Annotated in this window: 9 protein-coding genes; 4 read left to right on the top strand and 5 right to left on the bottom strand. The window is 67.3% G+C overall.

Annotation, left to right across the window (positions count from 1 at the left end):
• The 3 genes from RMO40_RS19865 to RMO40_RS19855 form a co-directional block, all read left to right on the top strand.
• Positions 1 to 558, top strand: a 558-nt coding sequence (locus RMO40_RS19865; protein ID WP_309725062.1) for a CDP-alcohol phosphatidyltransferase family protein, incomplete at its 5' end; no start/stop codon positions are given.
• Complete coding sequence (locus RMO40_RS19860; RefSeq protein ID WP_309725059.1) at positions 555 to 1,169, top strand: YceI family protein; 615 nt, start codon at positions 555 to 557, stop codon at positions 1,167 to 1,169. The genes RMO40_RS19865 and RMO40_RS19860, both read left to right, overlap by 4 nt.
• Before the next feature lie 10 nt (positions 1,170 to 1,179).
• A complete protein-coding gene (locus tag RMO40_RS19855) occupies positions 1,180 to 2,862 on the top strand; it encodes a hypothetical protein (protein WP_309725057.1) in 1,683 nt (560 codons plus the stop codon).
• Here RMO40_RS19855 and RMO40_RS19850 read toward each other — a convergent pair.
• Positions 2,859 to 4,040, bottom strand: coding sequence for an MFS transporter (locus RMO40_RS19850; RefSeq protein WP_309725056.1), 1,182 nt, complete (start codon positions 4,038 to 4,040; stop codon positions 2,859 to 2,861). The two genes, RMO40_RS19855 and RMO40_RS19850, sit on opposite strands and share 4 nt — an antisense overlap.
• Positions 4,041 to 4,058: 18 nt before the next feature.
• A complete protein-coding gene (locus tag RMO40_RS19845) occupies positions 4,059 to 4,775 on the bottom strand; it encodes a 16S rRNA (uracil(1498)-N(3))-methyltransferase (RefSeq protein WP_309725054.1) in 717 nt (238 codons plus the stop codon).
• 45 nt (positions 4,776 to 4,820) lie between these two features.
• On the opposite strand from RMO40_RS19845, the gene RMO40_RS19840 reads away from it, so the two are divergent.
• The gene (locus RMO40_RS19840) at positions 4,821 to 5,747 is read left to right on the top strand and encodes a hypothetical protein (protein WP_309725051.1); all 927 of its coding nucleotides are present in this window, start codon (positions 4,821 to 4,823) and stop codon (positions 5,745 to 5,747) included.
• A gap of 18 nt (positions 5,748 to 5,765) precedes the next feature.
• Here RMO40_RS19840 and RMO40_RS19835 read toward each other — a convergent pair whose 3' ends face one another.
• The 3 genes from RMO40_RS19835 to RMO40_RS19825 form a co-directional block, all read right to left on the bottom strand.
• Positions 5,766 to 6,203 carry a hypothetical protein gene (locus RMO40_RS19835; RefSeq protein WP_309725049.1) on the bottom strand — a complete coding sequence of 146 codons (438 nt, stop codon included), beginning with the start codon at positions 6,201 to 6,203 and terminating at the stop codon, positions 5,766 to 5,768.
• Between the two features lie 223 nt (positions 6,204 to 6,426).
• The gene (locus RMO40_RS19830; RefSeq protein ID WP_309725047.1) at positions 6,427 to 8,100 is read right to left on the bottom strand and encodes a long-chain-fatty-acid--CoA ligase; all 1,674 of its coding nucleotides are present in this window, start codon (positions 8,098 to 8,100) and stop codon (positions 6,427 to 6,429) included.
• Between the two features lie 340 nt (positions 8,101 to 8,440).
• Positions 8,441 to 9,866 (bottom strand): NAD(P)(+) transhydrogenase (Re/Si-specific) subunit beta (locus RMO40_RS19825; RefSeq protein ID WP_309725045.1); only part of this gene is annotated, 1,426 nt, incomplete at its 5' end.

Genomic DNA, 9,866 nt, shown 5'->3' with positions numbered 1-9,866 from the left:
CCTCACCCGCGCTTTGGCCCCGCCAACCGGGTGACCTTGTTGCGCATGGCCTTGTCGGCCTTGTTGGCCGCCGTGGTCGGTGAGCCGCTGGGGCAGCCCGACACCATCGCCTGGGTGATCGTGGTGGCCGCCACCGTGACGGCCGTGCTCGATGCCGCCGACGGCCCCCTTGCCCGACGCAGCGGCCAGGCCAGCGACTTCGGCGCGCGCTTCGACATGGAGACCGATGCCTGGCTCACGCTGGTGCTGTGCGGTCTGATCGTGCACTTCGACAAGGCAGGCGCCTGGGTCCTGGCCGCGGGCCTGATGCGTTATGCCTTCGTGGCGGCCGCCCGCCTGTGGCCCTGGTTGTCGGGCACACTGCCTGCGAGCCTGCGGCGCAAGGCGGTGTGCGTGGCGCAGATCACCACGCTGATCGTCTGCCTCGGGCCGATCGTGCCGCACATGCTCTCATCGGCGCTGGCCGCCGCCAGCGTGCTGGTGCTGGCCTGGTCTTTCGCGGTTGATGTGCGAACGCTTGCCAAGACGCGAGCCCATCTGCTGGAGTCATCGACATGAAAGTTCTTCTTTCTTCATCACGCGCCTGGTTGACCATGGTGCTGCTGGTGTGCGCCACAGGCGCGGCCCGCGCCGAGCCGGCCCGCTATGAGATCGACCCGAGCCACCTGGCCATCGGCTTCCTGGTCGAGCACATCGGCTACGCCAAGGTGCAGGGCATGTTTCGCACGGCGCGCGGCAGCTACCGCTTCGACGAGGCCACCGGCGCGCTCTCTGAGGTGCGCGTCGAGGTCGACACCGCCAGCGTGTTCAGCAACCACACCAAGCGCGACGAGCACCTGAAGGGGCCGGTGTTCCTCAACAGCGCCGAGCACCCGAAGATGGTGTTCACCGCCACCAGCGCCAAGCGCACTGGTGACCGCACCTTCGAGATCGCGGGCCAGCTGCAGCTGATCGGCAAGACGCAGCCGGTCACCTTGCAGGCGACCTGGAACAAGAGCGCCGATTCGCCCATCGGCACCGGCCCGCTCGGTGGCAAGCCTTATGTGATGGGCGTGTCGGCGCGCGGTGTCTTCAAGCGCAGTGCCTATGGCATGAACTACGCCGTGGCCAACGGCTGGGTGGGCGACGAGGTGCACATGCAGATCGAGTTCGAGGCGGTGCGGCAGTGAGCCTTCTGCGTTGACGGCGCCGACCCTTCGGCGCAGCGCCCGGGTGTGGGCGGGTTGGCTGCTGCGGTTTGCAGTCGCCTTCTTCCTGCTCAACCTGTTGTTCACCTTCGAGAACCGGTGGCCGGGGCTCGGGGTGCTCTACATGCCGCGGCTCTCGTTCGAGTTTTGCCTGGGCGTGCTGGCACTGATGGGCTGGGTCTCCTGGCGCGGTGGACTGTCGGCGCGCGCGGCCTCGGCCCTCGCAGTGGCCGTGCTGGGGTGCGGCGCACTTCGTTATGTCGACGTGACGGCGGCTGCGGTGTTCGGTCGCCCGCTCAACTTCTACTGGGACGGTCGCCACGCCGCCGAGGTGCTGCAACTGGCGCTGCAGCCGGTGGCGTGGTGGCAGGTCGCGGCCACACTGGTGCTGGTGCTGCTGAGCGTGTATGCCTTGTACCGGCTCGCCCGCCGGGCGGTTGCGACGCTGGCCGAGTGCCTCGCCTGGCGCGCGCCGCAGCCGGTTTTGCTGCTGGCCGGGCTGGCGCTCACGCTCAGCTTCATTTCGTACCAGCCGGCGGGCCCCGACACACGCTGGTATTTTTCGCTGCCGCTCAGCCCGACGCTCGCGCGCCAGCTGGCGCTGCTGCCGGCGGCGCTGTGGCCGGCCAGCGGTGATGCCGTGCTGTCGCCCAGCCCGGCGTTCACGGGCAACCTGAGCCGCTTGCAGGGTGCCGACGTGTTGCTGTTGTTCGCCGAGTCGTATGGCATGACGAGCTTCGACGACCCGGCCAAGGCCCGCGCGCTGCAGTCTGCACGCGAGCAGTTCGCGCAGGCGGTTCGCGCCAGCGGGCGCGGCGTGGTGTCGGCGCGCGTGGAGTCACCCACCTTCGGCGGCGCATCGTGGCTGGCGCATGCCGGCCTGCTGTCGGGGGTGGACACCCGCGACCCGCATCACAACGACCTGCTGCTCAGGAGCGAGCGGCCGACACTCGTCGGGCATTTCGCGCGCCATGGCTACCGCACGGTGGGCTGGATGCCGGGGCTGCAGCGGCCCTGGCCCGAGGGCAGCTTCTACGGCTTCGACCGCATCGCCGATGTGAATGGCATCGGCTATGCGGGCCCGGCCTTCGGCTACTGGCATGTGCCCGACCAGGCGGCGATGGCGCTGCTGCATGCACAGGAGCTGGAGCGGCCCTTGGCCGAGCGTGCGCCGCGTTTCATGGTCTTCCCCACGCTGAACACCCACGCGCCGTTTCGCCCGCTGCCGCCTTATCTTGAAGACGGCGCGCGTGCCGCGCAGGCCGACGCCTACACGCCCGCGCAACACGCTGCGGCCCTGGAGGCCGAGGTGTCGTGGAGCGAGGTGGCCACGCCCTATCTCGACTCGCTGCATTACCAGTTCGCCTGGCTCGGCGGCTACCTGGCGCAGCATGCGCCGCGCAAGCTGGTGCTCATCGTCGTGGGTGATCACCAGCCTTTTGCTGCCGTGTCGGGACCCAACGCGAGTTGGGACGTGCCGGTGCATGTGATCTGCGACGACCCGCTGCTGCTGCAGCGCTTCATCGCGCGCGGTTTCACGCCGGGCTTGCAGCCCCCCGCAGCCTCACTCGGCCCGATGCGCGGGCTCACGCCCTTGTTGCTGGAGGTGTTCGACGACCCCGCTGCCGCCGGCCCCCAGGTGCGCACGGACCAACACCACCCGGGCCGGGGCTAAACCGTGGCGGCCCGGGTCGGCGCTTTTCGTTGCAGCGCCCACAGCCAGATGAGTGCTGCGGCCAACAGGGCCAGCGGCACCAGGCTGGCCCAGTTCATCCAGGCCCAGCCGCCGGTGGTGACCAGGGCACCCGAGCTGAAGGCGGTGACCGTCATCGTGAGGTAGACCCAGAAATCGAGCGCCGCCTGCGCGGTGGTGCGCTCCTCCGGCCGGTAGGCCTGGGTGAACAAGGTCGTGCCGCCGATGTAGAGGAAGTTCCAGCCCACGCCCAGCAGCAAGAGCGCGCTGGTGAAGTGCATCAGGTCGATGCCGTGCAAGGCGATGGCGACGCAGGCGACGTTGAGCAAGAGGCCGATCGCGAGAATCGGCATCACGCCAAAACGTTTGATCAGGCTGCCGGTGAAAAAGCTCGGCACGAACATGCCCAGCACGTGCCACTCGAGCACCCACGCGGCGGCAGAGAAGGGGTGCTGGCACTGCGCCATGGCAATCGGTGTGGCCGTCATCAACAGGCTCATCACACCGTAGCCCAGCGCACACGCGGCCACCGACACGATGAACACCGGCTGGCGCGCGATCTCCCGCAAGGGGCGGCCGGGCTTCTCGGGCGTGGGCAACGGCAGTGGCGGGAACGGGATGAACGAAATCACCAGCAGCGCCAGCAAGGCCACCGCCACCAGGGCCACGTAGGCGCCTGCAAAGGGTGCGGGCAACACGTCACGCGTGCCGTTGGCCAGCTGTGGCCCGACCACGGCCCCCAGAATGCCGCCCGCCAGCACCCACGAGATCGCACGCTCCTTGAAGGCGGGTGCCACCAGTTCGGCGGCCGCAAAACGGTAAAGGCCGGCGTTGGCGTTGTAGTAACCCGCGACCACGGTAGCCGCCACCAGCAGCCAGAAGTTGTGCTGGATCGCTGCCCAGGCACACACCGCCGTCGACGCCATGGCCACCACCAGCCCGGCCTGGAAGCTGCGCTTGCGGCCCCAGGCACGCTGGTGGCGTGCGACCAGGCCGGTGAAGAGCGCGCCACCGGCCACATAACCCATCACCGGCAGGGTGGCCATCCAGAGTGTGGGCGCGAGTTGCAGCCCCACCAGGCCGTTGATGGCGATGAAGGTGACGTTGTTGATGAGAAAGAAGCCCTGGCACAAGGTCAGCCACAGCAGCGGTGTGTTCATGGGGCCGTGCGCTTTTCTTCAGAGCGATGACAGGGCCAGGTGTGCCAGCACGGCGAGCGGCGCGGTGTCGGCGCGCAACACGCGCGGGCCCAGGCTCAGCGGGGCAAAACCGGCGGCTTCGGCGAGTGCGACTTCGCTGTCGGTGAGACCGCCTTCGGGGCCGCTCAAAAACACCGCCGGCCCCGTCATCGGTGTGAGTGTGCGGGTGGCGCGCGGGCTCAGCACGCAGCGCTGCTCACCTTGTGACGCCGGCCGCTCGCGCAACCAGTCGGCCAGTGTGCGCACCGGGGCGAGGCTGGGCACACAGGTGCGCCCACTCTGTTCGCACGCGGCCACCGCCACTGCCTGCCAATGTGCCAGCCGGCGCTCGGCGCGCTCGCCGCTCAGGCGCAACACCGAACGTTCGGTGAGCAGCGGCTGGATCGCACTCACGCCGAGCTCGGTGGCTTTTTCGACCAGCGCGTCCATGCGATCGTTGGCCGGCATGCCGATGGCCAGGGTGATGGGGTGCGGCAGCTCGCGGTCGACCGGGTCGTGCTGCTGCACTTGCACCTGCACCTCGCTGCGCCCCATCTGCGCAACGGTGGCCCGCCACTCGCCGCCCTGGCCGTTGAACAGCGTGATCTCGGTACCGGGCTGCAGTCGCAGCACCTGCACATGGCGCGCCGGGCCGGGTGGCAGGGTGATGAGGGTGTCGGCGTGAAGCGGCTGTTCGACGTACAGGCGGGCAGGCATGCGGCGAGTGTGCCTCAGCTAGAGTGGCGCACAGGGAGCCTCGACATGACCACCGACATCGAACGCCTCGACGAAGCCGACGCCTGCCACGACGATGACCCGCCACGCGGCGCGGCGTTGCTGCGCGAGATCGATGCAAGGCAACTGCCGGCCGAACGTTGGCCCAATTACGCCTTCTTGCTCAACCACGTGCTGGGTGAAAAGCTGGCCGCGTGGGATGAGGCGCTGGCTGGCCAACGGCAGCTGATGACGCTCGCCCAGCCTGCCCCCGTGCCCGTGTTGTGGCGTCAGCTCGGTTGTGCGGCACAGGTGGTAGGCGCTGCCGAGCCGCTGGAGCAGGCCGTCGAGGCGCTGGCTTCATCGAGCGGGGCGGCGCCCGAGCGGTCTCGTGAACTCATCAGCCTGGGTGCGGCGATGTACCTCGCGCCCTCGCAAGGTGCTGCCGACGCGGGGCAGACGGCCTTGCGTGCGTTGGCGCCGGTGATGTATGCCGCCTGGCCCACTGGCACGGCGCTGGATGCGCAAGCCGCCGCCTGTGCCAACAACATCGCCAACGGCATGCTGGAGCGCAGCGACGACGACTTGCGCAACGGCGCCTTGCGCGCGGCGCTCGCCTGCGGCGCCGAGCTGGCCGAGCGCCTTTGGCGACGGGCCGGCACCTGGGTCCAGCAAGAGCGTGCGCTCTACCTGCGTGCCCAAGCCTGCACCCTGCTCGGCGAGCCGCATCTGACGCGGCGGCATGCGATCGACGGGCTGGCCCTGCTCGATGCGCATGACAGCGCCGGCGGTGAAAGCGTGGACCGTGCCTTCCTGGAGCTGGAGCGCTGGAACGCCTGCGTCTGGTTGGGCATGGCCGACGAAGCCGAGGGCGCACTGTCGCGCGCCCAGGCGCTGGCCGCAGGCTTCAACGATGCCGGTTTGACGCAGTGGTTTGAAACGCGCCGCCAGCGCCTGCCGGCCTTTCGCCGTTAGGCGCGACGAGGCCTCGGCTCAGCCGCCGAACAAGGTGCGCCGGGCCTTTTCGGCGGCAGGCAGGCCCTTGCGGTCGCGGATCTGGTCGAGCACGCGGGTGGCGACGTCGCGCAGTTCTTCGATGCTGTTGGCTTTTTCGACCGACAGGGTCAGCGTGAAGCCGCGCAAGCCGAGCTCGCTGGAGATCAGCTGGGTGAGCGCTGCGGTGAACTTCGGGTAGTCGAGAGGGCCGATGTCGACCGGCTCGGTCTCGGCGAACGCGGGCGGCTTTTCGGTGCTGGAGCGGTTCGACGAGCCAGCCACAGGAGCGATCAGGTTCAGGGATTCGAGGAACTTGAAGTCTTCGGGCTTCAGGCCGGTCACGTTGGCCAGCAGCATCTCTTCGGTCTTGACGCCGTCGATCAGCAGCAGCAGGTTTCGTTGAGAACGCTCCTTCACCAGGGCGCGCGCCTGCATCTCTGCTCTTCCCTCTTCTGTCTTGGACCAAATCACGGACGACCTCCAGCGGAAAATCTCATCGCACATCCGAAGTGTGCGCGGATTGCGCTCACCCGAGGCGGTTGCTCGGTGCGCGCATTGCGGCACCGCTTTATGTGTGTATTAGAACCGGCGCCGGGGAAAAGGTCATGCATTCCCGGCGCGCGGCAGGCGATCGCTGCGCGCCGGGGTGGCTGCGGGGTCAGGCCTTGTCGCGCAGCTCGCGTCGCAGGATCTTGCCCACCGGCGTCTTGGGCAACTCGTTGCGGAACTCCACCACCTTGGGCCGCTTGTAGCCTGTCATGTTGGCTTCGCAGTAGCTGCGCACATCGGCTTCGGTGACGGCAGGGTTGCTGCGCACGATCACCAGCTTGACGGCCTCGCCCGCCTTGGCGTCAGGCACACCCACCGCCGCGCACTCCAGGATGCCAGGCATCTGCGTGACCACGTCTTCCACCTCGTTGGGGTAGACGTTGAAGCCGCTCACCAGGATCATGTCTTTCTTGCGGTCGACGATCTTGAAGTAGCCGCGTGCGTCGACCGTGCCGATGTCGCCGGTGCGGAAGAAACCGTCGGCCGTCATCACCTTGGCCGTTTCATCAGGCCGCTGCCAGTAGCCCGCCATCACCTGTGGGCCGCGGATGGCGATCTCGCCCGGCGTGCCCAGGGGCACTTCCTTGCCGTCGTCGTCGAGCAGAACCACTTCGGTGTTGGGCAAGGGCAGGCCGATGGTGCCGGTGAAGGCGTCGCTGTCGGTCGGGTTGCAGGTCGCCGACGGCGAGGTTTCCGACAGGCCATAACCTTCGCAGATCGGGCAGCCGGTTTTCTCAAGCCACAGCTTGGCCGTGGCCTGCTGCACGGCCATGCCGCCGCCAACCGAGATCTTCAGGTGGCTCCAGTCGACGGTGTTGAAGTCGGCGTGGTTGGCCATCGCGTTGAACAGCGTGTTCACCGCCGGCAAGCTGTGCACCCGCTCGACCGACAGCGCCTTCAGCACCGCCGGGATGTCGCGCGGGTTGGGGATCAGGATGTTGCAGCCGCCGGTGCGCATCGACAGCATCATGTTCGAGGTGAAACCGAAGATGTGATACAGCGGCAGCGCGCATACCGTGACGGGCTGCTCGCCCGCGGGAATCTTCTTCAGCGCCGGCTGGTACCAGGCTTCGCATTGCAGCGTGTTGGCCACCAGGTTGCGGTGCAGCAGCACGGCGCCCTTGCTCACCCCGGTGGTGCCGCCGGTGTACTGCAGCACGGCGATGTCGGTCGGCTTGAGGTCGGGGGCACGGAAAGCCGCCTTGCGGCCAGCGGCCACGGCGTCGTTGAAACGCACCACGCCTGGCAGCGTGAAGGCGGGCACCATCTTCTTCACGTTGCGCACGACGTAGTTGACGATCATGCCCTTGGGAAAGCCGAGCAGGTCGCCCATGCTGGCGAGGATCACCTTCTTCGTGGGCACCGCGGCATAGCAGGCCTGCAGCACCGAGGCGAAGTTCTCGATGATGACGATGGCCTTCGCGCCCGAGTCCTTCAACTGGTGCTCCAGCTCGCGCGGGGTGTACAGCGGGTTCACATTCACCACCACCAGGCCGGCGCGCAGGATGCCGGCCACCGCGATCGGGTACTGCGGCGTGTTGGGCATCATGATCGCCACACGGTCGCCCTTTTCCAGGCCCTGCGACTGCAGGTAGGCGGCAAAAGCACGCGACTGTTCGTCGATCTGGGCAAAGCTGAAGCCCTTGCCCATGAACTTGTAGGCCGTGGCGGCGCCGTTCTTCTTGAACGCTTCTTCGATCAGGGCTGCCAGTGAGGCGTACTGGTTGAAGTCAATCTGCTCAGGCACGCCTGCGGGGTACTGCTTGAGCCAAGTCTTTTCCATCAGATTCTCCGGTGCAATGCTTTTGCGAAATGCGCGATTCTGACGCACACCTGACGCAAGCCGCATCAGGGGTTTCGAGCGTCGAACGGGTGTTCTTTTTGTCCGACATGCACTACTGCACAGGCCTTCGATACCTCAGGCCGAACGGTCGGTGACGTGCGAGCGAAGCAACGCACCCATCAAGCAACGCCCGCGGAGCCGGCTTCGCCGGTCCGCCAGGCGTGCCTTGCAGGCCGCGCTGGGCCAGTGGCCCAGCCCTTCGCCAGGCACATCTTGTCCACTGGACAAGATGTGTCCGGGCCCAGCCCCCGGGGGCAGGAGCGCCAGCGACTGGGGAGCCTTACTCGATGGCTTTCACCATGTCTTCGACCACCTTCTTGGCGTCGCCGAACACCATCATGGTCTTGTCCATGTAGAAGAGCTCGTTGTCCAGGCCGGCGTAACCGGCGGCCATCGAGCGCTTGTTGACGATGATGGTCTTGGCCTTGTAGGCCTCCAGGATCGGCATGCCGTAGATCGCGCTGCCCTTGATGTGGGCGGCAGGGTTCACCACGTCGTTGGCGCCCAAAATGATCGCTACGTCGGCCTGGCCGAACTCGCCATTGATGTCTTCCATCTCGAACACCTGGTCGTAAGGCACTTCGGCCTCGGCCAGCAGCACGTTCATGTGGCCCGGCATGCGCCCGGCCACCGGGTGGATGGCGTACTTGACGGTGATGCCCTTCTCGGTGAGCTTGGCGGCCAGTTCCTTCACGGCGTGCTGGGCACGGGCGACCGCCAGGCCGTAGCCCGGCACGATGACCACGGTTTCGGCGTTGCCGAGCACGAAGGCCGCGTCGTCGGCGCTGCCGCTCTTGACCGGACGTTGTTCGGCGCTGCCTGCGACGGCGGTGGTCGCTTCACCACCGAAGCCGCCCAGGATCACGTTGAAGAACGAGCGGTTCATCGCCTTGCACATGATGTAGCTCAGGATCGCTCCCGACGAGCCCACCAGCGAGCCGGCAATGATCAGCATGCTGTTGTTGAGCGAAAAGCCGATGCCCGCCGCCGCCCAGCCCGAGTAGCTGTTGAGCATGGACACCACCACCGGCATGTCGGCGCCGCCGATCGGGATGATGATCAAGACGCCCATCACGAAGCTCAGCGCCAGCATGGCAAAAAACGCCGGCCAGCTGCCGGTGAACATGAACACCAGGCCGAGGCCGATGGTCAGCAGGCCCAGCGCCAGGTTCAGCATGTGCTGGCCCGGGAACACCACCGGCGCGCCTTTGAAGAGGCGGAACTTGTAGGTGCCCGAGAGTTTGCCGAAGGCGATCACCGAGCCGCTGAAGGTGATGGCGCCGATGGCCGCGCCCAGGAAGAGCTCCAGGCGGTTGCCGGTGGGAATGGGGTCACCGGCGTTCTTGACGATCTGGAAGGCGGCCGGCTCGGCGACCGCTGCCACCGCAATGAACACGGCCGCCAGGCCGATCATGCTGTGGAAGAAGGCCACCAGCTCGGGCATCTTGGTCATCTCGACCGTCTTGGCGCGGTAGGCGCCGTAGGCCGCACCGGCCAGCAGGCCCAGCATGACCCAGCCGAGGCCGAGCACGTTGCCTTTGGACAGCTTGTAGATCAGCGCGCCGGTGGTCACCACGGCGATGGCCATGCCGACCATGCCGAACAGGTTGCCGCGGATCGAGGTGGTGGGGTGCGACAGGCCCTTCAAGGCCTGGATGAAGCAGACGCTGGCAACCAGGTAGAGCAGCGTGACGACGTCCATGCTC

Source organism: Rhizobacter sp., assembly GCF_031412075.1.
Classification (GTDB): Bacteria; Pseudomonadota; Gammaproteobacteria; order Burkholderiales; family Burkholderiaceae_C; genus Rhizobacter.
The sequence above is the reverse complement of the archived record's forward strand: the minus strand, read 5'-3'. Positions and strand labels throughout refer to the sequence as shown.